We start from the raw sequence: 23,093 nt of genomic DNA, 5'->3' as shown, positions 1-23,093 counted from the left end.
CCGGGGGCGCCGGGCCGTCGGTGTCGGTTCAGGCGTTGCGCGGAGGCCCGGTGATCGCCTCGCCGATGGTGAAGCCCTTGGCGGGGCCTTCGGGGATGGTTACGTCGGTGCCGTACGCGACATGGTGCGCGTTGGTGTAGACCCCGTCGTCGGGACGGGGCGAGGTGAGCACGCTCACGGTCCCGTGGTCGTCGTAGTCGTCGATGAGGACGTAGACCGGGATGCCGGCGCGGGCGTAGGCACGGCGCTTGCGTTCCCGGTCGCGTTCAAGGCCGTCGTGGCCCGGAGAGACCACCTCGACGATCGTCTGCACGGCGGTTGCCTTGATACCGATACCGTCGTCGGTGACATGCTCCTCAAGATCTTCCGGTGCAACGAAGCAATCGGGGATCCATACCTTGCGATCGTGGACGACATTCATGTCCTGGCGTGCCACGTACTCACTTTCTGCCAGGAACACCACCAGCTTGTCCCGCAAGCGGTTGGCGATCTGGCCGTGTGCAAAACGTCCGGTGGGCGACACCTCGATGAACCCCTCGATGATCTCGGCGCGAAGGCCCTCGGGGAGTTCCATGGTTTTCCATGCCTGCCACAGCGCCTCGTCCGGATCGGAGCCGGATGTCGTGTCGTCCGGTGTTGTGATCTCCGGCGTGGTCACGGGCGCCTCCTGCGCGAGCGCGGTCATGGTGTGCACCTCCTCCTCAGTGTGGGCGAGCTTGACCTCGTGGCACAAGCGACACCCGCCACGCTAGGGAGCGCGGGGACGGCCATGACCTGCGAATGTCCGGGGATCACTCGTTCGAGCACACGCCCGCCGTCTCAGATAGTAGGAAGCCCAAGTAATTGTGCAGACATCACGGCCGAGCTGTCCTAGCGTTGTAGGAAGCCGAACGTCCCGCTCCATCGAGCGGAGGCGGATGCGGCCCGGTGCACGGCGCAGGTGACCCCTGCGGCGCCGAGGCCCCCGCCCTTTCCGGCCGCTTCTGGATCGACGCATCCCATTTGTTCTCGGGGCTCTGGCATTGGAGACGTGAATCATGGCCGAGACTGCCGTCCGCAGGACCCGTCACTCCGTCCGGACGACCAACGACGCCGACCGCCGGAACGCGGCGGCCGCCCTCCAGCGTGCCCTCGACCGCCGGGACAACGGCGGCTCCACCGGGCACTGAGATGCTCCGCGTGCGAAGCGGGTCCGTGCTGACCAGGCCGGCCTCGATGCCCTGCCGCTGCTGCTGGCGGATCCGGCTGTCCGTGGCCCGCTGGCTCTTTCTCTCCTGACCGCCCGACGGGGCGCCCGGATCGCGGGCGCCCCTGTGGCGGACCGGCTCACCGCGAGCGGGTCACCTCGAAGTGGTCGATGCGCTCGCCGGATTCGGCGAGCGCGGTGACCTTCATCCGCGGGCGGTGGCCCGGGGAGACCTCGACGGCGAGGAAGGAGTAGCCGGTGTAGCGGACCCGGGACCACTCCACGGTTTCCTTGGTCTTCACCTGGCCCTTCGACCAGTGGTACGTGTCGACGTGGTCGAGGTCCTTGACGTGGCCCTCGTAGCTGTCCGGTACGGGGAAGTCGTACAGGGCCCGGCCCGCGCCGCCGGCGGTCACGTACACGATGCCGTCCCGTGCCGTGTCGACGCTCTCGCCGACCGGCATCTTCTTGGTGACCCGGCCGCCCTTGAGCGCGTCGGTCCGCTCGTAGACGTGGTTGTGGCCGTTGACGACCAGGTCGACCTGGTGCTTGTCGAAGAGCGGCAGCCAGGCGTCGCGCACGCCGCCCTCGGAGGCGTGCGAGTTGGTCGTCGAGAAGGCGCAGTGGTGGAAGAAGACGACGAGGAAGTCGATGCCCTCCGTGCCGCGCAGCTCGGCCAGCCTGCGGTCCAGCCAGCGGGTCTGCCGGCCGCCGGTGTAGCCCTGGTTGGCGGGGATCTCGTACGAGACGTCGTTGGCGTCCAGGGCGACGACCGCGACGTTGCCGTAGGTGAACGAGTAGACGCCGGGGGCGTTCTCGGCGTCCGGGCCGTTGCCGGGCAGCGTCCAGCGGGCGTTCTGGCCGCCGTAGCCGTGGGGGGAGTACCAGGCCTCCATGTCGTGGTTGCCGGTGGTCACCATCCAGGGCACGGACTTGGCGACCGACTCGGTCTGGGCGAGGAACTGGTCCCAGACCCGGGCGTCGTAGGCGTCGTGCTCGGAGCCGTCGCCGTCGGTGTCCGCGTAGCAGATGTCGCCCGCGTGCAGGTGGAAGGACGGATTCTGACCCAGGATCAACTGGTCGTTGGCGAGGGCGTGGTAGCTCACGCCCTGGTCGCCGAAGGCCGTGAAGACGAACGTCTCGGGGCGGGCCGGGGCCGTGCGGAAGGTGCCGACGGTGGAGAAGTGCCGCGGGTCGGCCGGGTCGAAGCCGTCGTGGCCGACGCCGTAGTAGTACGTCGTTCCCGGCTGCAGCCCGTCCAGCGCGGCGTGCAGGTAGTACTGCTGCACGGCCGGCAGCTTCGCGGACAGCGAGGGGGTGTGCAGGGGGCGCACCTCGGCCTCGATCTTGCGTCCCAGGTCCCAGGGCTTCAGGCCCACCCGGACGTACGGCCGCTTGACCGGGAACGGCACCTGCCAGCTCACCCGCATCTGGCTCCTGGGGTCGGCGCCGAAGGCGAGGTGGCGGCCGAAGGGGGCGACGAGGGACCCGTCGACGGTGGCGGTGGCGGAGGAGGCGAGCAGGGTGGGGGAGGAGGCCTGGGCCGATCCGGCCAGCAGACCGGAGCCCGCCACCGTTCCCGCGGTGGCGGCCGAGGTGCGCAGCAGGCCCCGGCGGGTCAGCTTCGTACGGAGGTAGTCGTGCTGCTCGGGCATGCTCATCCGGGCCGCCAGCTGCTCCGGTATGCCGAGGCGCGGGGTGTGCGAGGGCTGCGGGGCGGCCCCCCGGGCGTTTCCAGTCATGCCGCCGAATGTCGCAGCATGATCCAACTGCCGTGGGGACGCGGGGTGAACGGCAGGTGGCCGCCTCGCTATGTCCGTATGGCGGACGTTACGTGTCAATCAATGGGACGGAGAGTAGGGTCCGCAGCATGTCTCGCAGCATTCGCCTCGCAGTGATCCCCGGTGACGGTATCGGCCAGGAAGTCGTGGCCCAGGGCCTGAAGGTCCTGACCGCGGTCCTCCCGCAGGACGTCAAGCTGGAAACCAAGGAGTACGACCTCGGTGCCCGGCGATGGCATGCGACCGGTGAGACCCTGCCGGACGAGGAGCTGGCGTCGCTCAAGCAGCACGACGCGATCCTGCTCGGCGCGATCGGCGACCCGTCCGTGCCCTCCGGCGTGCTGGAGCGCGGGCTGCTGCTCAAGCTCCGCTTTGCCTTCGACCACTTCGTGAACCTGCGCCCGTCGAAGCTGTTCCCGAACACGTCGACGCCGCTCGCCGGCCGTCCCGACATCGACTTCGTGGTCGTCCGCGAGGGCACCGAGGGGCCGTACACGGGCAACGGCGGCTCGCTGCGCACCGGCACCCCGGCCGAGGTCGCCACCGAGGTCAGCCTCAACACCGCCTACGGCGTGGAGCGCGTGGTCCGGGACGCGTACGAGCGGGCCAACGCCCGCCCGCGCAAGAAGCTGACGTTGGTGCACAAGAACAACGTGCTGGTGTACGCGGGCCACATGTGGAAGAACATCTTCGACAAGGTCGGCCAGGAGTACCCCGAGGTCACCACCGACTACCTGCACGTCGATGCCGCGACGATCTTCTTCGTCACCCAGCCCGAGCGGTTCGACGTGATCGTCACCGACAACCTCTTCGGTGACATCCTCACCGACCTCGCCGCGGCCGTCACCGGCGGCATCGGCCTGGCCGCCTCCGGGAACATCAACCCGACCGGCGAGTTCCCCTCGATGTTCGAGCCGGTGCACGGCTCCGCGCCGGACATCGCGGGCAGCGGCAAGGCCGACCCGACGGCGACGATCCTGTCCGTGGCCCTGCTCCTGCGCCACCTCGGCTACGCGCCGCAGGCCGCCCGCATCGAGGAGGCCGTCGCGGCCGACCTGGAGGCCCGCGGCGAGGCCCCGCGCAGCACCGACGAGATCGGCGACGCCCTCGCCGCACGAGTAGCGGGCTGAGGCCCGCGGCAGCGACACGCACCACCGCAGCGCCGGGCCGGGACACCACGTCCAGGTCCGGCGCTGCGCGTATTGCCCCGCGCGGCGCCACGGCCCGGCGGGGTGGGACCATCGGACCCGGAACGCGCACACGGTTCCGGCGGCCAGGACCCACGAGCGATAATCGGACGTGGCATCGCCGCCCGCGAGAACTCGGACGTCCCAGTAACGACCGGTACGTTCAGGAACTGCCGTGAGCGCGGCCGGACACACCGCACCGGTGCCGCATGGCGGGGGTCGACCCCCTCGCCCGGCCGGAGGGCTGGGCCGGTGACGCTCCTCCAGCGCACGCTGGGCGGGGCACCAGGTATCGGAACACGCAGTGAAGGACATGCATTCATGACGACGCCCACGATCGAGCTCAAGCCCTCCTCGCATCCGCTGTCCGACGCGGAGCGGGAGCAGATCCTGGCCGCCCCCGGCTTCGGCCGCCACTTCACCGATCACATGGTGACGATCAAGTGGACCGAGGGCAGAGGCTGGCACGACGGACAGCTCGTGCCCTACGGACCGCTCTCCCTCGACCCGGCGACCAACGTCCTGCACTACGCGCAGGAGATCTTCGAGGGCCTCAAGGCCTACCGCCGGCCCGACGGCACCGTCGCCACCTTCCGCCCCGACGCCAACGCCCGGCGCTTCCAGGCCTCCGCGCGCCGCCTGGCCATGCCGGAGCTGCCCGTCGAGACCTTCATCGAGGCGTGCGACGCGCTGGTCCGGCAGGACAAGGACTGGGTGCCCGCGCACGGCGGCGAGGAGTCGCTCTACCTGCGCCCGTTCATGATCGCGACCGAGGTCGGCCTGGGCGTGAAGCCCGCCAACGAGTACCTCTTCGTCGTCATCGCCTCGCCGGCCGGGGCCTACTTCCCCGGTGGCGTCCAGCCGGTCTCCATCTGGCTGTCCGAGAACCGGGTGCGGGCCGTGCCCGGCGGCATGGGCGACGCCAAGACCGGCGGCAACTACGCCGCCTCGCTGCTGGCGCAGGCCGAGGCCGCCGCGCAGGGCTGTGACCAGGTCGCCTACCTCGACGCCGTGGAGCACAAGTGGGTCGAGGAACTCGGCGGCATGAACCTGTACTTCGTGTACAAGGACGACTCCGCGAGCGGCGTCAAGATCGTCACGCCCACACTGACCGGCTCGCTCCTCGCCGGCGTCACCCGTGACTCCCTGCTGGCCGTCGCCCGCGATCTGGGCTTCGCGGCGCAGGAGGACCGGATCTCCATCGGCCAGTGGCAGGCCGACACCGAGAACGGCACCCTCACCGAGGTCTTCGCCTGCGGTACGGCCGCGGTGATCACCCCGGTCGGCACGGTCAAGAGCGCGGGCGGTGAGTGGACCCAGTCCGACGGCGAGCCCGGCAAGGTCACGCTGAAGCTGCGCGAGGCGCTGCTGGACATCCAGCGCGGCGTCGCCGAGGACAAGCACGGCTGGATGCACCCCCTGGGCTGATCCGGGCGGCGGCCGCCGCCGCCCGTCCTGCCGAGGCCGCCGCCGGCATGCTGCCGGGGCGGCCTCGGTCGTGCCCGGGCCACGTCAGCCGGCCTCCGCGGGCGCTTGGGGTGCGGCGGCGGGTGCGGCGGGCGGCCGGGCGCGTACGGCGGCGACCGGGCGGGGGTCCCGGGCGGTGAGGGCCAGGTAGGCGAGCCCGCCCACGGCCGCCGCGAGCAGGAAGCTGAGGTCGATGCCGCCGGTCAGGGGCAGCAGCGGCCCCTGGTAGAAGGGCGTGTCCACGCCCAGCACGCCGACCACCGAGCCGAGCGCCCAGGAGACGGCGGCCCGGACGTGCCAGCCGGCCCGGTACCAGTACACGCCGCCCCGGGCGCGGCGGTTGTAGACCTGGAGCGACTCCGGGTCGTAGGCGCCGCGGCAGCGGACGAAGCCGATCACGGTGATCACCGCCCAGGGCGTGCCGACGGCCGTCATCAGCAGCACGAAGGACGTCATCGCGTCCTGCGCGGCCCACAGGAAGTGACCGGCGTAGACCAGCGCGGTCGACACCGCGGCGACCACACAGGTGGCCTGGGTGCGGGTGGCGCGCGGCAGGATCGCGTCCAGGTCCAGGCCCATGCTGTAGAGCATCAGCCCGGCGTTGCCGACCGAGCCGGCCGAGGCGTTGAGCAGCAGCAGCGCCAGGTACCAGAAGGGGGCGCCGGCCACCAGCGGCCCCGCGTAGTCGGCGCCCGCACCGACGGCGAGCGCGGTGAACGTACCGAACAGCTGCGGCACCAGCAGCCCGACCACCAGGCCCAGACAGGTGGCGCCGAAGACCTTCCGGCCGCTGTGCCGGCGCGGGGAGATGTAGCGGCTGTAGTCGCCGAGCAGGGTGATGAACGCGATCGGGCCGCTCAGGCCCGCGGAGACGGCGGCCAGCAGCCAGGTCTGCCAGAAGCCGCCCAGCAGATACGCGCTGCCGTGCGGCGGGGCGGTGGTGAAGGTGCCGGCGTACGCGACGACGCCGACGGCCAGCAGCACGGTCAGGCCCAGGGCGAGCACCTTGCTCAGCCGCAGCAGCACCCGGTAGCCGTAGACCGCGCCGAGGGCGGTGGCACCGGCCAGCAGCGCGTAGACCAGCGCATAGGCCGCGCCGCCGGACGGCAGCCCGGTGAGCCGGTGCAGCGTGCCGACGACCGCGTCGCCGCCGACCCACAGGGTCAGCGCGGTGTAGCCGAGCGACAGCAGCAGGCCGATCACCGAGCCGATGAGCCGGCCGCGCACCCCGAAGTGGGCGCCGCTGCTGGTGGACAGGTTGGTGGCGCTGCGCAGCGAGACCAGGGCGAGCGGGGCGGTCAGCAGGGTGCCGACGAGGGTGCCGGCCACCAGGGAGGTCACCGAGGGCCAGAAGCCGAGCCCGAAGGAGACCGGGAGCCAGCCGAAGATCACCACGCCGAGGGCGAGGTTCGACCCGAGCAGGATCGAGACGAGATCGCGAGGGCCGCTGGTGCGTTCCTCGTCCGGGACGGTGTCGACTCCGCGTTGTTCGATCGGCATGAGGGCTCCCCTGAGAGGCCGGACAACAGTGTGTGGGCGGTGCGGCGCGCTGTCGACGCCGTGCGAGGGCGCGGTGCTCCGCGCCGCGGACGCCGAGCGCGCGGGGCGCTCCGCGTGCCGAGATCATTTAGAGCAGCGCTCTATCGCGGCCGCATCTCTAGAACAGCGCTCAATGTCGCTCATCCCTTTATCATCGGTCAATGCTTTCGCATTGCCGATTTTCGTGGTTAGAGTGTCGCTCTAATCGAGCGGAGGTGTGACGGGATGCGGTTGACCCCGACGGAACGCGACCGGCTGCTGCTGTTCGGCGCGGCCGAACTGGCACGGGCCCGCCGGGCCCGCGGGCTGAAGCTGAATGTGCCCGAGGCGACCGCGTTGATCGCGGACACGGTCTGCGAGGCGGCGCGGGACGGGCGCCGCCTCGCGGGTGCCATCGAGGCCGCCCGCGCCGTGCTCGGCCCGGACGATGTACTGCCGGGCGTGGCCGAGGTCGTCACCGAGGTGCATGTGGAGGCCGTCTTCGACGACGGCTCCCGGCTCGCGGTGGTCAGCGACCCGATCGGGGCCGGCCCCGCGTCCGGCCGCGGCGACGAGCGGCCCGCACCCGGCGCGGTGCTGCCCGGCCCGGCCGGCCCGGCGCCCGTGCCCGCGGTCGTGCTGCCGGTGCGCAACACCGCGACGGTGCCGATCAGCGTCACCTCGCACTTCCACTTCTTCGAGGCCAACCCCCGGCTGGACTTCGACCGCGCGGCCGCGTACGGCATGCGGCTGTGCGTCCCGGCCGGCTCGTCGGTGCGGTTCGACCCCGGCGGCGGCTCGGAGGTCGGTTTGGTCCCGATCGGCGGCGACCGGATCGCGATCGGCTTCGCCGGCCTCGTCGACGGCCCGCTGGACGCACCGGGCGCGAGGACCGAAGCGCTGCGGCGGGCCGCCGCCTGCGGCTACCTGGGAGCGGAGGAGCAGGCATGACGGGCGGCATCGATCCCCACGAGTACGCGTCGGTGCACGGCCCGCGGGCCGGTGACCGGGTCGTGCTCGGCGACACCGGCCTGGTCGTCCGGGTCGAGTCCGACGCCCAGAAGCCCGGCGACGAGTTCCTGGCCGGCTTCGGCAAGACCGCCCGCGACGGGCTGCACCTCAAGGCCGCCGCGGTCCGCGAGACCTGCGATGTGGTGATCAGCAACGTGCTGGTCATCGACGCGGTGCAGGGCATCCGCAAGGTGTCCATCGGCATCCGCGAGGGCCGGATCCACGCGATAGGGCGGGCCGGCAACCCCGACACCCTCGACGGCGTCGACGTCGTCGTCGGCACCGGCACCTCGATCGTCTCCGGCGAGGGCATGATCGCCACCGCGGGCGCCGTCGACACCCACGTCCATCTGCTCTCGCCGCGCGTCATGGAAGCCTCGCTGGCCTCCGGCGTGACCACGATCATCGGCCAGGAATTCGGTCCGGTGTGGGGCGTCGGCGTCAACTCGCCCTGGGCGCTGGGCCATGCCTTCGGCGCCTTCGACGCCTGGCCGGTCAACATCGGCTTCCTCGGCCGCGGCTCGTCCTCGGGCCAGGCCCCGCTGGTCGAGGCGCTCGCCGAGGGCGGCGCCTGCGGCTTCAAGGTGCACGAGGACATGGGGGCGCACGCCCGTGCCCTGGACACCGCGCTGCGGGTCGCCGAGGACCACGACGTCCAGGTCGCGCTGCACAGCGACGGCCTGAACGAATGCCTCACCGTCGAGGACACCCTGCGCGTCTTGGACGGCCGCACCATCCACGCCTTCCACATCGAGGGCTGCGGCGGCGGCCACGTCCCCAACGTCCTGAAGATGGCCGGCGTCCCGAACGTCATCGGCTCCTCGACCAACCCCACCCTTCCCTTCGGGCGGGACGCGGTCGCCGAGCACTACGGCATGATCGTCTCGGTCCACGACCTGAAGACCGATCTGCCGGGCGACGCCGCGATGGCCCGCGACCGGATCCGGGCCGGCACGATGGGCGCCGAGGACGTGCTGCACGACCTCGGGGCGATCGGCATCACCTCCTCCGACGCGCAGGGCATGGGCCGCGCGGGCGAGACCGTACGCCGTACCTTCGCGATGGCCGGCAAGATGAAGGCCGAGCTCGGGCCCCTGGAGGGGGACGGGGCGCATGACGACAACGCCCGCGTGCTGCGCTACGTCGCCAAGCTCACCATCAACCCCGCCCTCGCCCACGGGCTTTCGCACGAGATCGGGTCCATCGAGGCCGGCAAGATGGCCGACATCGTGCTGTGGAAGCCGCAGTTCTTCGGCGCCAAGCCGCAGCTGGTGCTGAAGTCCGGCTTCCCCGCCTACGGCGTCACCGGCGACCCCAACGCCGCCACCGACACCTGTGAACCCCTGGTGCTCGGGCCGCAGTTCGGGGCGTACGGCGCGACCCCCGCCGAGATCTCCGTCGCCTTCGTCGCGCGCGCCGCGGCCGAACAGGGCGGGGACCGGATGCCCACCCGCCGCCGCCGGGTCGCCGTCCGCGGCACCCGCGGGATCGGCCCCGGCGACCTCGTCCACAACTCCCGGGTCGGTCGGGTGCAGGTCGACGGGCGCAGCGGACTGGTCACTCTCGACGGCGATCCGATGCGCTCACCACCGGCCGACACCGTCTCGCTCTCCCGCCTCTACTTCCTGTGAACCAGCCCGCCTGTCACACCGTTACAGACCCCAGAGGACCCCGCATGAACACCCCTGCCGCCGACGGCTTCCGGATGCCCCCCGAGTGGGCCCGCCACGAGCGCACCTGGATGGCCTGGCCCGGCCCCAACGGCACCTTCGGCGAGGAGGGCAGCCAGGGCCTGGCCGCGGCCCGCCGGGCCTGGGCCGCCGTCGCCCGCGCGGTCCGCCGCTTCGAGCCGGTCACCGTCGTCGTCGGCCCCGGCCACTCCGAGGGAGCCCGGGCGCTCCTCGGCGCGGACATCGACCTCGTCGAGCGCCCGCTCAACGACGCCTGGATGCGGGACATCGGCCCGACCTTCCTCACCGACGGACAGGGCCGACTCGCCGCCGCCGACTGGGTGTTCAACGGCTGGGGCGCCCAGGAATGGGCCCGCTGGGACCTCGACGAGAAGATCGGCGAGGAGGTCTGCGCACTGGCCGGCGCCCGCCGCTACGCCTCCGCGCTGGTCAACGAGGGCGGCGGCCTCCACATCGACGGCGAGGGCACCGTCCTGCTCACCGAGACCGTCCAGCTCGACCCGGGCCGCAACCCGGGCCGGACGCAGCAGGAGGTCGAAGCCGAGATCCACGCCCACCTGGGCACCACCAAGGCGATCTGGCTGCCGCGCGGACTGGCCGCCGATTACGGGCAGTTCGGCACCCGCGGCCATGTCGACCTCGTGGCCGCCTTCGCCCGCCCCGGCACCGTCCTCGTCCACACCCAGCCCGACCCCGACCACCCCGACCACGCGATCTGCGCCGAGACCGTCAAGCTGCTGCGGGCCGCCACCGACGCCCGGGGGCGCCGGCTGGAGGTCGTGGAGGTGCCCGCGCCGACCGTCATCGAGGCGGACGGCGAGCCGGTCGACTACTCCTACCTCAACCACTACCTCTGCAACGACGGTGTGGTGCTGTGCGGCTTCGACGACCCGCGCGACGAGGAGGCGGCCGCGCTCTTCCGCCGGCTCTTCCCCGGCCGGACGGTGACCCTCGTGGACGCCCGTACGATCTTCGCAGCGGGTGGCGGCATCCACTGCATCACCCAGCAGCAGCCGAAGGCCTGAGCCCAGGCCCGCCCAGCCGACCCCGGAGGTCCCCGTGCCCTCTCCCGCGCGCCGCCCCCGGCGCCGGCTCCACCAGCCCCGCGAGCAGGTCCTGGCCGCGGCGATGGCGACCATCGCCGCGGAGGGCCTGGACCGGCTGACCATGGCCGGACTGGGCCGCGAGGTCGGGATGAGCAGCGGCCACATCCTCTACTACTTCGGCACCAAGGACGAGCTGCTGGTACAGACCCTCCAGTGGAGCGAGGAGCAGCTCGGCACCGAGCGCCGGGCCGCCCTCTCCCGCCGGATCCCGGCCCGCGAACGCCTCGACGCCCTGGTAGGTCTCTACCTCCCCGAAGGCCACCGCGACCCGCGCTGGACCCTGTGGCTGGAGGTGTGGAACCGCTCCCAGAACGCCGACGACGAGACCCGGGAGCGCCAGCTCGACCTGGAGCTCGCCTGGCACCGCGATCTGGTGGCGCTGCTCGTCGAGGGCGTCTCGAAGGGCGAGTTCCGGCCCGTCGACGCCGAACGCTTCGCCACCCGCACCCGCGCCCTCCTCGACGGCTTCGGCACCCACCTCGTCGTCGGCCTCCCGGGCACGGACCGGGAGCACGTCCTGGACCACCTCAGGGACTTCTTCGACGAGTCGCTGTCCGTCCCGCGGGACTGACCGCCGGGGCCGGGCGCCGCGGGAGCCCGCGGCGCCCCACGCCCGGCCGGTCGGGCCGCTACGCCCCCGGAAGGAAGTGGCGGCGGTACATCTCGACGGCCTGCTCCGGCGGGTAGTTCGGCAGCGCGCTGACCGCGCCGTCCGTCTTGGAGATCACGATGTGCGAGCCGCCCGGATCACGCGGATAGGCGGTGGGGTCCGTCCTGGGCGGGAACACCGGGTACACGAGATAACCGATGTCGAATTCGTGGACGTGCAGCGTCGGCACTTCCCCGTCCGGCCAGACGTGGGGGAAGTGCCCCCGCCCGATCTCCAGCGCCTCCTCGGCGCTGGCGGGAATCGGCCGTTGCCCTGCTTGCGGTTGCGGTTCGGACATCTCGCTTCTTTCTCTTCTCTCGTACGACTCTCGCGCACGACCCGGGCCTCACGCGGCGACCGCGGCGGTGGCACGCGTCGGGCAGCCTCGACGGCGACCCTATGCCGTACCGCCGCGGCGCGCCGCCGCGGTACGGGGACCCGGCCGCCTGCCGCCCCGTGACCACAACGCACGTAAGTACGCGGGATCGTTGCCCCCGTGGCCCTTGCCGACGGCCCACGGGTCCGCGACCGTAACCGGCTATGGGACGAGAGCAATGGAAGAAGATCTGGGTCGGCTCGGCCGGCAACATGGTCGAGTGGTTCGACTGGTTCGTCTACGCCAGTTTCGCGGTCTACTTCGCCGATGCGTTCTTCCCCAAGGGGAACGACACCGCGAACCTCATGAACACCATGGGGATCTTCGCCGTCGGCTTCTTCATGCGACCGGTGGGCGGCTGGGTGCTCGGCCGGGTGGGCGACCGCAAGGGCCGCAAGGCCGCACTCACGCTGACCGTCACGCTGATGTCCGCCTCGGCGATCCTGATCGCCGTCGCGCCCACGTACGGCACCGCCGGTTACGGCGGGGTGGCCGTACTGCTCCTCGCGCGGATGCTGCAGGGGCTCTCGGTCGGCGGCGAGTACGCGGCCAGCGCCACCTATCTCACCGAGGCGTCCGCCCCCGGGCGGCGCGGCTTCGCCTCCAGCTTCCAGTACGTGTCGATGACCGCGGGACAACTGCTCGGCCTCGGGCTGCAGATCGTGCTCCAGCGGACCCTGTCCGAGGACGCGCTGCACAGCTGGGCCTGGCGGATCCCGTTCATCATCGGTGCGCTGGGCGCCGCCGTCGTCTTCTATCTGCGGCGCAACATGCTGGAGACCGAGGTGTACGCCGAGGACGAGGGCGCCCACGCCGACCCCGCGCGCGGCACCCTCAAGGCGCTGCTGGCCCACAAGCGCGAGGCGTTCCTGGTCATCGCGCTCACCATGGGCGGCACGGTCGCCTACTACACGTACACGACCTACCTCACCAAGTACCTCTCCGGCAGCGCCGGCATGGACAAGCCGACCGCCTCGCTGGTCAGCTTCTGCGCGCTGTTCCTCTTCATGTGCCTCCAGCCGCTGGCCGGAAAGCTCTCCGACCGGATCGGCCGCCGGCCGCTGCTGATCACCTTCGCGGTCGGCTCGACCTTCCTGACCGTGCCGATCATGACGCTGCTGAAGCACGCCGGCAGCTTCTGGCCGGCCCTGGGGCTCTCGATGCTCGCGCTGGTCGTGGTCACCGGCTACACCTCGATCAACGCCTGCGTGAAGGCCGAGCTGTTCCCGACCGGCATCCGCGCCCTGGGCGTGGCCCTGCCGTACGCCATCGCCAACGCGCTGTTCGGCGGCACCGCGGAGTACGTCGCCCTGTGGTTCAAGAACGGCGGCATCGAGTCCGGCTACTACTGGTACGTCGCCGGCTGCGCGGCCGTCTCGCTGATCGTCTACGTCACGATGCGCGAGACCCGCACCATCGATCTGCACCAGGTCGGCAAGCAGGACGCGGGCGAGGGCAGCGACACCCGCGTGCTCGCATCCTGAGACGGGCCGGGCACCGGGGGTGGTCGTGTGCCAGACTGCCCCCGTGCTCTCGTTCGCCATGATTATTGGCAGCAGGCGCGCCGGTCCGCAGTGACCGCCCCGTACGAACCGAGTACGGCGTGGCCACCGTCGTCCCAGACCCGCGCGCAGACCTCTCGCACCCGCGAGGGGTCTTTTCGTTTCCGGCCCACCCGTCACCGGAGGCGGAGCGCGAGGGAGCATGGAGGGGCGGTGGAGCCGGTTATTCCGGTAGACCGAGATCCCGACAGGAGCCAGACCAGCATGACGGACGCACCTCAAGCCCACCCGTCGCCCGCCACCACCCCGAATGGGGCCGCTGCGCGGCGCCCCTCCCAGAAGCCGTCGCCCGCCCCCCGCCCCGCCGGCGCGGTGTCCGACGACTTCCACGTCTTCGACACCACGCTCCGCGACGGTGCGCAGCGCGAGGGCATCAACCTCACCGTCGCCGACAAGCTGACCATCGCCCGGCACCTCGACGACTTCGGCGTGGGCTTCATCGAGGGCGGCTGGCCCGGTGCCAACCCCCGGGACACCGAGTTCTTCCAGCGCGCCCGCGAGGAGATCGACTTCCGGCACGCCCAGCTGGTCGCGTTCGGCGCCACCCGCAAGGCCGGGGTGCGCGTCGAGGACGATCCGCAGGTCGCCGCGCTCCTGGACTCCGGGGCCCCGGTGATCACGCTGGTCGCCAAGTCCCATGTCGGGCACGTGGAGCTGGCGCTGCGCACCACGCCGGAGGAGAACCTCGCGATGGTCCGGGACACCGTCGCCCACCTGCGTGCCCAGGGCCGCCGGGTCTTCCTCGACTGTGAGCACTTCTTCGACGGCTATGCGCTGGACGCGGTCTACGCCAAGCAGGTCGTGCGCACCGCGAGCGAGGCCGGCGCCGATGTCGTGGTGCTCTGCGACACCAACGGCGGGATGCTCCCGGCGCAGGTCACCGCGGTCGTCCGGACCGTCCTCGCGGACACCGGCGCGCGGCTGGGCATCCACGCCCAGGACGACACCGGCTGCGCGGTCGCCAACACCCTGGCCGCGGTGGACGCCGGCGCCACCCACGTCCAGTGCACCGCCAACGGCTACGGCGAGCGGGTCGGCAACTCCAACCTCTTCCCGGTCGTCGCCGCCCTGGAGCTCAAGTACGGGCGCCAGGTACTGCCCGAGGGCAAGCTCGCCGAGACCACCCGGATCTCGCACGCCATCGCCGAGGTCGTCAACCTCACCCCGTCCACCCACCAGCCCTACGTCGGCGTCTCCGCCTTCGCCCACAAGGCCGGGCTGCACGCCTCCGCCATCAAGGTCGACCCGGACCTCTACCAGCACATCGATCCGGCGCTGGTCGGCAACACCATGCGGATGCTGGTCTCCGACATGGCCGGCCGGGCCTCCATCGAGCTCAAGGGCAAGGAGCTGGGCTTCGATCTCAGCGGCGACCGCGAGCTGGTCGGCCGCCTCGTGGACCGGGTCAAGGAGCGTGAGCTGGCGGGCTACACGTACGAGGCCGCCGACGCGTCCTTCGAGCTGCTGCTGCGCGAAGAGGTCCGGGGCACGCCGGTGCGCTACTTCAGCGTCGAGTCCTGGCGGGCGATCGTCGAGGACCGCCCGGACGGCTCGCACGCCAACGAGGCGACCGTGAAGCTGTGGGCCAAGGGCGAGCGGATCGTCGCCACCGCCGAGGGCAACGGCCCGGTCAACGCCCTGGACCGGGCGCTGCGGGTGGGCCTGGAGCGGATCTACCCGCAGCTGGCCCGCTTGGAGCTGGTGGACTACAAGGTCCGCATCCTGGAGGGCGACCTGGGCACCGGCTCGATCACCCGCGTCCTGGTCTCCACCAGTGACGGCAAGGGCGAGTGGTCCACGGTCGGCGTCGCCGAGAACGTCATCGCCGCCTCCTGGCAGGCGCTGGAGGACGCCTACGCCTACGGGCTGCTGCGGGCCGGGGTCGAGCCGCAGGAGTGAGCGCCGCCGCCACGGCACGACCGCGGCCCCGCACGGGCCCGGGGGAAGGGGCCGGTGCGGGGCCGCCGTCGCGGCGGGGCCGTTCGGTCAGGCCTGCGGCGCTGCCTTGACGGCGGAGATGTCGAAGAAGAGCTTGACCTTGTCACTGACCATCACCCCGCCGGTCTCCAGCGCGGCGTTCCAGGTCAGGCCCCAGTCGGAGCGCAGGATCTCGGCGCTGCCCTCGAAGCCGACCCGCTCGGCGCCGTAGACGTCGGTGGCCGAGCCATGGAACGCCAGGTCGATGGTGAGCGGCTTGGTGACGTCGCGCAGGGTGAGGTCGCCGGTGATGCGGTAGCGGTCACCGGACACCTGCTCGGCGGCGGTGCTGCGGAAGGTCATCAGCGGGAAGGTCTCGGCGTCGAAGAAGTCGGCGCTGCGCAGATGGCCGTCGCGGTCCGCGATCCCGGTGTCGATGCTCGCGATCTTGACGTCCAGGGACGCGGTGGAGCGGGACGGGTCGGCGCCGTCGAGGTGGAGCGTGCCCTCGTAGTCGCCGAATGCGCCGCGGACGTTGGTGACCATGGCGTGCCGGACGGTGAAGCCGATGCTGCTGTGCGCCGGGTCGATGGTGTAGTCGCCGGTCAGCGCGGCGAGCGCCGGGTCCGCGTCGAGGACGGCAGCGGTGGCGGCGGGGGCTGTGGTGCCGGTGTCGGCGGTGTCGGCGGTGCGCTTGCGGTGGAACAGAGCCATGGCTCCTCCTCAAAGACGGTGGTCCCGGCCCGGGGCCGAGGTTGTTTAACCTTCAACGAGATGCCACCGTAACTCCATCTGGTTCAACATTCAACCTCTTGTCGGGTCCGGGCTCCGCCGGGCGGGTGGCCCGCGGCGTTGCGGCGCGGTCATTGCCGCTGTGCGACGGCCCGTGCTAGACCATCGGAAACTCCCAAGTGCGCAGCGCCACACACCGGTTGACGCCATGGAGAGGACCGACCGTGCCGCCTGCCTCCGTCACGTCCGTCTGGTCGCCGTCCGTCTGGTCACGCCGAGGATTCCTCGCCGCCGCGGCGAGCGTGCTCGGCCGCGCCGCCCGCCCCTCGTCCGCCCTCCCCGGGCCGGCCGCGCCCGCCGCGGTGGCCGGTGACGAGTTCGCCGCCCTCCGTGGCCGCTGGTGCGCGCTCACCCTCGGCACCGGCTTCGACCCCGCCGCCCCGCCGTACGTCGCCGCCCTCCAGGAGACCGGCGCGCTCGCCGGCACCTTCCGGGCGGGCATGCGCCCGGCCGCGGACTCGCTCTGGCCGGACTGCCGCTACGACCCGCCGTCCGGCATCACCCAGAGCTACGGCCGGCTCGCCACCATGGCCCGGGCCTACGCCCAGCCCGGCACCGGCCACACCGGCGACCGCGGCCTCGCCGAGGACGTCCTCACCGGCCTGAGCCACCTCGAAGCCACCGTCTACCGCACCGGCACCACCCGCTACGGCAACTGGTGGGAATGGCAGATCGGCAGCCCCCGGCTCCTCCTCGACACCCTCGCGATCATCGACGAGCACCTGCCCGACGGCCTGCCCGAGGCCCTGCGCGAGCGCTGCCTCGCCGCCGTCGACCACTTCGTCCCCGACGCCCTGCTCGGCGACTACACCGGCACCAGCACCGGCGCCAATCGCGTCGACCTGTGCCGGGTCGTCGCCCTGCGCGGGGTCCTCGGCCGCGCCCCCGCCAAGATCGCGCTGGCCCGCGACGCCCTCTCCCCGGTCTTCCCCTACGTCACCCGGGGCGACGGCCTCTACGCCGACGGCTCCTTCGTCCAGCACACCTGGGTCGCCTACTCCGGCACCTACGGCGCTGTCCTGCTGGACGGCATGGGGCGGCTGTTCACCCTGCTCGGCGACTCGTCCTGGCAGCTCACCGACCCGGCGCGGCAGCTCGTCCTCGACAGCGTCGAGCATGCCTACGCCCCGCTGCTCCACAACGGACTGATGATGGACTGCGTCAACGGGCGGGCCGTCAGCCGCGGTTACCTCCGCAGCGACGAGCGGCAGATCATGCGCAGCGACCACTACCACGGGCATGCGCTGATCGCCGCCGTCGCGCTGCTCGCCGAGGGCGCGAGCGCCGCGGAGCGGGCCCGCTGGCACGCCATGATCAAGGGCTGGACCGCCCGGGACCGCGTCCTGCCCGTTCTGACCGACCGGCAGTACACGGTCGCCGACCTCGCCCGCCTCCACCGGATCGCCGACAGCCCGGTGCCGGCCGCGCCCGAACCCGTCGGCCACCGGCTCTTCCCCGCCATGGACCGTGCCGTCCACCGCCGCCCCGGCTGGGCCGCCGGCCTGGCCATGGCCTCCGACCGCATCACGTACTACGAGAACGGCAACGGCGAGAACCCGCGCGGCTGGCACACCGGCGCCGGCATGCTCTCCTGGTGGGGCGCGGATTTCGGCGGCGACCAGTACACGGACGCCTTCTGGCCCACTGTCGACCCCTACCGGCTCCCCGGCACGACCGTGTCCACCAAGCGGCTGGCCGACAACGAAGGCGGCGGCTGGGGCGAGCCCAAGCCCGCCGCACGCTGGGTCGGCGGCACCACGGACGGGGAGTTCGCCGCGATCGGACAGGACCTGCGCGGACTTGCCTCCACCCTCACCGCCAAGAAGTCCTGGTTCGCGCTCGCGGACTGCGTGGTCTGCCTGGGCGCGGGCATCACCGCCCGCGACGGGGTGCCGGCCGAGACCGTCGTCGACAACCGCCGCCTGGGCGGGGCGGGCACCGCCGCGCTCACCGTCGACGGGGTACGCCAGCCCGGCACGCTCGGCGCGACCCGCTCCTTCCGCCGCGCCCACTGGGCCCACCTCGCCGGGCACGGCGGCTATGTCTTCCCCGGCGGCGCGCCCCTGACGACGCTGCGCGAGGCCCGCACCGGCTCCTGGCACGACATCAACACCACCTCCTCCACCCGCCCGTTCACCCGCCGCTATGTCACCCTTTGGCACGACCACGGCACCGACCCCACCGACGCCGGCTACGCCTACCTCCTCATGCCGGGCGCCACCCGCCGCACCCTCGCCGCCCGCGCCGCCGACCGGCGCTGGCTGACGGTGCTCGCCAATGACGCCGGCCGGCAGGCGATCGCCGTCCACCCGCTCGGCGTCACGGCCGCGAACTTCTGGCGCGCGGGCAGTGCCGGGCCGCTCACCAGCAGTGGCCCGGCGAGCGTGCTGGTCCGTGAGCGGCCGTCGGGGCGGTGGCCGGGCGGCGGCGGCCGGACGGCGCGGCTGTGTGTGGCCGCCCCGGAGCGCTCCGGGGACACTCTGGAGATCACCTGGTCACGGCCGGTGCGCGCGGTGCTCGGCCACGACCCGGCGATCGAGGTGCTGGCCGCCGGACCCGCCCTCCGGCTGCGGCTGACCCCCGGCACCGCCTGCGCCACTCACACCTGCACGGTCCGGCTGCGCTGACCGGCCCGGACGGGCACGGGCCGCACGGCCGTGCCACCTCCTGGCACGCAGTTTGGTGAGACTCCTACATTTGTCGGCCCCATACAGACCCGGCGCGGCCCCGCCACCCGAACGGGCGCCAGGACGCGGGGCACGTACAGCACGGTTCTGTACTGCCTGCCCACCAAATCGCATGCGACGTTGTACGAAACCGACATCGGTGCGGGACGCCCCGCACACGTACCGTCGATACATGACCACTGTCGAAGATCTGCCCGCCGGCGCCAACGACGCCCGCGGGCGCGTCGCCGAGTTGCACGCCATCCGCGAGCAGGTCAGGCGAGGACCCAGCGAGCGGGCGACCGAAGCGCAGCGTGCCAAGGGCAAGCTGACGGCGCGGGAGCGGATCGAGCTGCTGCTGGACGAGGGTTCGTTCAACGAGGTCGAGCCGCTGCGGCGGCACCGCGCGACGGGCTTCGGCCTGGAGGCGAAGAAGCCCTACACCGACGGCGTGATCACCGGCTGGGGCACCGTCCACGGCCGGACCGTGTTCACCTACGCGCACGACTTCCGGATCTTCGGCGGCGCGCTGGGCGAGGCCCACGCCACCAAGATCCACAAGATCATGGACATGGCCATCCAGGCCGGCGCGCCCCTGGTGTCGCTGAACGACGGCGCGGGCGCCCGGATCCAGGAGGGTGTCTCCGCGCTCGCCGGCTACGGCGGCATCTTCCAGCGCAACACCAAGGCCTCGGGTGTCATCCCGCAGATCTCGGTCATGCTCGGCCCGTGCGCGGGCGGCGCGGCCTACTCCCCGGCGCTGACCGACTTCGTCTTCATGGTCCGCGAGACCTCGCAGATGTTCATCACCGGCCCCGACGTGGTGCGCGCGGTGACCGGCGAGGAGATCACCCAGAACGGCCTCGGCGGCGCCGACGTCCACGCCGAGACCTCCGGCGTGTGCCACTTCGCCTACGACGACGAGGTCACCTGCCTGGAGGAGGTCCGCTACCTCCTCTCGCTGCTGCCGGCCAACAACCGGGAGAACCCGCCGTCGGTGCCCTGCGAGGACCCCGCCGACCGCTCCGGTGACGCCCTGCTCGACCTGGTCCCGGCCGACGGCAACCGCCCGTACGACATGCGCAAGGTCATCGAGGAGATCGTCGACGACGGCGAGTACCTGGAGGTCCACGAGCGCTGGGCGACCAACATCATCTGCGCGCTGACCCGGCTCGACGGCCGGGTGGTGGGCATCATCGCCAACCAGCCGCAGTCGCTGGCCGGTGTGCTGGACATCGAGGCGTCCGAGAAGGCCGCCCGCTTCGTCCAGATGTGCGACGCCTTCAACATCCCGATCGTCACCTTCCTCGACGTGCCCGGCTTCCTGCCCGGCGTCGACCAGGAGCACGGCGGCATCATCCGGCACGGCGCCAAGCTGCTGTACGCCTACTGCAACGCCACCGTCCCGCGGATCTCGATCGTGCTGCGCAAGGCCTACGGCGGCGCCTACATCGTCATGGACTCGCAGTCCATCGGCGCCGACCTGACCTACGCCTGGCCCACCAACGAGATCGCGGTGATGGGTGCCGAGGGCGCCGCCAACGTCATCTTCCGCAAGCAGATCGCCGAGGCGGACGACTCCGACGCCATGCGGGTGCGCATGGTCAAGGAGTACAAGTCCGAGCTGATGCACCCCTATTACGCGGCCGAGCGCGGCCTGGTCGACGACGTCATCGACCCCGCCGAGACGCGCCACACGCTCATCCGCTCCCTGGAAATGCTGCGCACCAAGCACGCGGACCTGCCGGCCCGTAAGCACGGCAACCCGCCCCAGTAACCACACCCCGCACCCGCACCCGGCACCACGCCACCGCGACGACGGAGAGAAGACCGTGAACACTGCCCAGCGCACCAACCCCATCCGTGTGGAGAAGGGCCAGGCCAGCGAGGAGGAGCTGGCCGCCCTGACCGCGGTCCTGCTCGCCCGCGCCGCCCACCGGCCCGCGGTCACCACCCCGGCCGGTCCGCGCGCCACCGCCGCCCGCTGGCGCCGCCTGGAGCGCCAGAGCGGCTTCCACGGCGCGACCAGCTGGCAGCGCTGAGCGAGACGCACGCATGACATGAAGGGGCCCCGCACCTGGGTGCGGGGCCCCTCGGCGTACACCGGACCGGCCTGCGGCGCGGGTTCGGGGTGTGATGGACTCCGGCGTGGGCGGACGAGGGCAGCAGGGTGCCCGTGCCGGCGAACGTGGCGTCGTATCCGCCGTTGACCGTTCGTCACCATTCGTTCGACGGTGTTCCGGTTCGGTAGTTCGCGTCCGAATCAAGGCGTAGGTTCACCCCAACCCTGGGGAGCAGAGCTGTTCAAGGCGCCCCGTCCCGTGCTGGCATGCGCTCGTCATTCCACTCCTGATGTTCCGCGCCGCGGGCCACAGGACGACCGGAAGGAAAGAGCCCATGCTCAGCAGGCTCAGTGCTGGTGCCGCAGTGGCATCGTTGCTCCTCGCCGGATCGGCATCCCCCACCGCCGCAGCAGGGTTCGGCGACGAACCGCCGACCGGAAAGATCACGATCACCGTTGCCACGGTCAACGGCTCGGGCTGCAGACCCGGCAGCGCCGCCGTGGCCATCGCCCCCGACAACACCGCCTTCACCGTTACGTACAGCGAATACCTCGCCCAGGCCGGCGCCGGCACCAAGCCGACCGACTCCCGCAAGAACTGCCAGATCGCCTTGAACGTGCATGTCCCGCAGGGGTTCACGTACGCGATCGCCCGGGCCGACTACCGCGGCTACGCCTCCCTGGCCAAGGGCGCCAGGGGACTGGAGCAGGCGGGCTACTACTTCCAGGGCCAGCAGCAGACGGCCCGTAAGAGCCACACCTTCACCGGCCCCTACGACGCCAACTGGCAGACGTCGGACGAGACCGGTGTCGACGCGCTCGTCTACGCACCCTGCGGCGAGGAGCGCTACTTCAACATCAACACCGAGATGCGGGTGGACGCCAAGTCGTCGGACCCCAAGTCCACCAGCTACATGGCCATGGACTCCACCGACGGCAGCATCAACACCGTGTACCACTTCGCATGGAAGCAGTGCCCCGCGCGCAAGTGAGGCCGGCCCGTCGGCCCCGGGCCCGTACGCGGCTGCGTGCGGGCCCCGCGGCCGGGCGTGCACCGGGCCGGCCCGGCCGACGGCAGGGCGGCCAGGCTCCCCCCTGAGCGCCCGTGGACGCCGGCAACGACGAAGGCCCCCGCACCTGACCGGTGTGGGGGTCGTTCGTCGTACGACGCTGCGGGCACCGAAGCGCCCGGACGCGGCCTGAGCCGGCCCAGCGCAGGCGGGCGCCCAGCGCAGGCGGGCGCCTAGCGCAGGCGGGCCATCAGCGCGTGTTCCACGAGCGTGATGAGGGCGCTCTTGGCCTCGCTGCGGTGCCGGGCGTCGGTGGTGATGATCGGCGCGTCCGGGCCGATCTGGAGCGCCTCGCGTACCTCGTCGGGCGTGTACGGCTGGTGGCCGTCGAAGCCGTTGAGGGCGATGACGAACGGCAGTCCGCTGTTCTCGAAGTAGTCGACGGCGGGGAAGCAGTCGGCGAGGCGTCGGGTGTCGACCAGGACGACGGCGCCGATGGCGCCGCGGACCAGGTCGTCCCACATGAACCAGAAGCGGTCCTGGCCGGGGGTACCGAAGAGGTACAGGATCAGGTCCTGGTCCAGGGTGATCCGGCCGAAGTCCATGGCCACGGTGGTGGTCGTCTTGTCCGGCGCGTGCGTGAGGTCGTCGATGCCCGCCGAGGCGGAGGTCATCACGGCTTCGGTGCGCAGCGGGTTGATCTCTGAGACGGCCCCGACGAACGTGGTCTTGCCCACGCCGAAGCCGCCCGCCACCACGATTTTCGCGGAGGTGGTGGAGCGGGCTGCACCGCTAGAGCTTGCGAAGTCCACTGAGCACCCTTTCGAGCAGTGTCACATCTGGCTGTCCGCCGGCGGTCTCGTCCCCGCCGGGCTGATGGATGGCGACGAGTCCGGCCTCCGCCAGGTCGGCGACGAGGATCCGGGCGACGCCGAGGGGGATGGAGAGTAGCGCGGAGATCTCGGCAACGGACTTGATCTCGCGGCAGAGGTGGCAGATGCGCTGGTGCTCCGGCAGCTGGCCCTGCATCTTGGAGGGGTCGGCGGTCGTGCTGACCAGTGCCTCGATGGCGAGCTGGTAGCGCGGCCGGGTCCGGCCTCCGGTCATGGCGT

At 71.8% G+C, this 23,093-nt stretch carries 20 protein-coding genes; 13 read left to right on the top strand and 7 right to left on the bottom strand.

Translation table 11 applies throughout. The features are described from left to right. Positions 1-28 precede the first annotated feature (28 nt). Positions 29-685, bottom strand: coding sequence for a Uma2 family endonuclease (locus EST54_RS17140; RefSeq protein ID WP_129248508.1), 657 nt, complete (start codon positions 683-685; stop codon positions 29-31). Between the two features lie 352 nt (positions 686-1,037). Here EST54_RS17140 and EST54_RS35915 point away from each other — a divergent pair, with 352 nt between their 5' ends. After that, positions 1,038-1,169: a hypothetical protein gene (locus tag EST54_RS35915; RefSeq protein ID WP_006602915.1), complete on the top strand. Its 132-nt coding sequence runs from the start codon at positions 1,038-1,040 to the stop codon at positions 1,167-1,169. A gap of 157 nt (positions 1,170-1,326) precedes the next feature. Here the strand turns inward: EST54_RS35915 and EST54_RS17135 are convergent, their stop codons facing one another. Continuing rightward, the gene (locus tag EST54_RS17135; RefSeq protein ID WP_167511556.1) at positions 1,327-2,928 is read right to left on the bottom strand and encodes a fibronectin type III domain-containing protein; all 1,602 of its coding nucleotides are present in this window, start codon (positions 2,926-2,928) and stop codon (positions 1,327-1,329) included. A 128-nt stretch (positions 2,929-3,056) separates the two neighbouring features. On the opposite strand from EST54_RS17135, the gene EST54_RS17130 reads away from it, so the two are divergent. Then, positions 3,057-4,097: a 3-isopropylmalate dehydrogenase gene (locus EST54_RS17130; protein ID WP_129248507.1), complete on the top strand. Its 1,041-nt coding sequence runs from the start codon at positions 3,057-3,059 to the stop codon at positions 4,095-4,097. A gap of 378 nt (positions 4,098-4,475) precedes the next feature. After that, the gene (locus EST54_RS17125; RefSeq protein ID WP_129248506.1) at positions 4,476-5,582 is read left to right on the top strand and encodes a branched-chain amino acid aminotransferase; all 1,107 of its coding nucleotides are present in this window, start codon (positions 4,476-4,478) and stop codon (positions 5,580-5,582) included. A gap of 84 nt (positions 5,583-5,666) precedes the next feature. Here EST54_RS17125 and EST54_RS17120 read toward each other — a convergent pair whose 3' ends face one another. Beyond that, positions 5,667-7,121: a cytosine permease gene (locus EST54_RS17120; RefSeq protein ID WP_129248505.1), complete on the bottom strand. Its 1,455-nt coding sequence runs from the start codon at positions 7,119-7,121 to the stop codon at positions 5,667-5,669. 264 nt (positions 7,122-7,385) lie between these two features. Here EST54_RS17120 and ureA point away from each other — a divergent pair, with 264 nt between their 5' ends. The 4 genes from ureA to EST54_RS17100 are packed head-to-tail and all read left to right on the top strand — an operon-like array spanning position 7,386 to position 11,518. Beyond that, a complete protein-coding gene (ureA, locus tag EST54_RS17115; protein ID WP_129248504.1) occupies positions 7,386-8,090 on the top strand; it encodes an urease subunit gamma in 705 nt (234 codons plus the stop codon). Further along, the gene (locus tag EST54_RS17110; RefSeq protein WP_129248503.1) at positions 8,087-9,781 is read left to right on the top strand and encodes an urease subunit alpha; all 1,695 of its coding nucleotides are present in this window, start codon (positions 8,087-8,089) and stop codon (positions 9,779-9,781) included. The genes ureA and EST54_RS17110 overlap by 4 nt, the downstream gene beginning before the upstream one ends. Positions 9,782-9,825: 44 nt before the next feature. Beyond that, complete coding sequence (locus EST54_RS17105) at positions 9,826-10,866, top strand: agmatine deiminase family protein (RefSeq protein WP_129248502.1); 1,041 nt, start codon at positions 9,826-9,828, stop codon at positions 10,864-10,866. A 34-nt stretch (positions 10,867-10,900) separates the two neighbouring features. Further along, complete coding sequence (locus EST54_RS17100) at positions 10,901-11,518, top strand: TetR/AcrR family transcriptional regulator (RefSeq protein ID WP_129248501.1); 618 nt, start codon at positions 10,901-10,903, stop codon at positions 11,516-11,518. A 58-nt stretch (positions 11,519-11,576) separates the two neighbouring features. Here EST54_RS17100 and EST54_RS17095 read toward each other — a convergent pair whose 3' ends face one another. Further along, positions 11,577-11,894 carry a hypothetical protein gene (locus EST54_RS17095; protein ID WP_239012719.1) on the bottom strand — a complete coding sequence of 106 codons (318 nt, stop codon included), beginning with the start codon at positions 11,892-11,894 and terminating at the stop codon, positions 11,577-11,579. 242 nt (positions 11,895-12,136) lie between these two features. Here EST54_RS17095 and EST54_RS17090 point away from each other — a divergent pair, with 242 nt between their 5' ends. Then, on the top strand, positions 12,137-13,456 hold the full coding sequence (locus tag EST54_RS17090) for an MFS transporter (protein ID WP_129248500.1): 1,320 nt from the start codon (positions 12,137-12,139) through the stop codon (positions 13,454-13,456). 282 nt (positions 13,457-13,738) lie between these two features. After that, positions 13,739-15,433: a citramalate synthase gene (gene cimA, locus EST54_RS17085; protein WP_239012718.1), complete on the top strand. Its 1,695-nt coding sequence runs from the start codon at positions 13,739-13,741 to the stop codon at positions 15,431-15,433. An 87-nt stretch (positions 15,434-15,520) separates the two neighbouring features. Here cimA and EST54_RS17080 read toward each other — a convergent pair whose 3' ends face one another. Then, entirely contained in the window at positions 15,521-16,165 is a 645-nt protein-coding gene (locus EST54_RS17080; protein WP_129248499.1) for a YceI family protein, read from the bottom strand. A 242-nt stretch (positions 16,166-16,407) separates the two neighbouring features. On the opposite strand from EST54_RS17080, the gene EST54_RS17075 reads away from it, so the two are divergent. The 4 genes from EST54_RS17075 (at position 16,408) to EST54_RS17060 (ending at position 21,963) form a co-directional block, all read left to right on the top strand. Then, a complete protein-coding gene (locus EST54_RS17075) occupies positions 16,408-18,870 on the top strand; it encodes a polysaccharide lyase 8 family protein (RefSeq protein WP_174857450.1) in 2,463 nt (820 codons plus the stop codon). Positions 18,871-19,102: 232 nt separating this feature from the next. Then, positions 19,103-20,686 carry an acyl-CoA carboxylase subunit beta gene (locus EST54_RS17070; protein WP_129248498.1) on the top strand — a complete coding sequence of 528 codons (1,584 nt, stop codon included), beginning with the start codon at positions 19,103-19,105 and terminating at the stop codon, positions 20,684-20,686. A 55-nt stretch (positions 20,687-20,741) separates the two neighbouring features. Next, positions 20,742-20,951, top strand: coding sequence for an acyl-CoA carboxylase epsilon subunit (locus EST54_RS17065; protein WP_129248497.1), 210 nt, complete (start codon positions 20,742-20,744; stop codon positions 20,949-20,951). A 355-nt stretch (positions 20,952-21,306) separates the two neighbouring features. Continuing rightward, positions 21,307-21,963 carry a DUF4360 domain-containing protein gene (locus EST54_RS17060; protein WP_129248496.1) on the top strand — a complete coding sequence of 219 codons (657 nt, stop codon included), beginning with the start codon at positions 21,307-21,309 and terminating at the stop codon, positions 21,961-21,963. A gap of 251 nt (positions 21,964-22,214) precedes the next feature. Here the strand turns inward: EST54_RS17060 and EST54_RS17055 are convergent, their stop codons facing one another. Both EST54_RS17055 and EST54_RS17050 read right to left on the bottom strand, forming a co-directional pair. Further along, on the bottom strand, positions 22,215-22,793 hold the full coding sequence (locus EST54_RS17055) for a GTP-binding protein (protein ID WP_073447656.1): 579 nt from the start codon (positions 22,791-22,793) through the stop codon (positions 22,215-22,217). Continuing rightward, on the bottom strand, positions 22,774-23,093 hold a 320-nt coding region (locus tag EST54_RS17050), incomplete at its 5' end, for a DUF742 domain-containing protein (RefSeq protein ID WP_135789060.1). The genes EST54_RS17050 and EST54_RS17055, both read right to left, overlap by 20 nt.

It is taken from the genome of Streptomyces sioyaensis, from assembly GCF_004122735.1.
In the GTDB taxonomy this organism is placed as follows: Bacteria; Actinomycetota; Actinomycetes; order Streptomycetales; family Streptomycetaceae; genus Streptomyces; species Streptomyces sioyaensis.
This window is presented reverse-complemented; position numbering and strand designations above follow the sequence as displayed.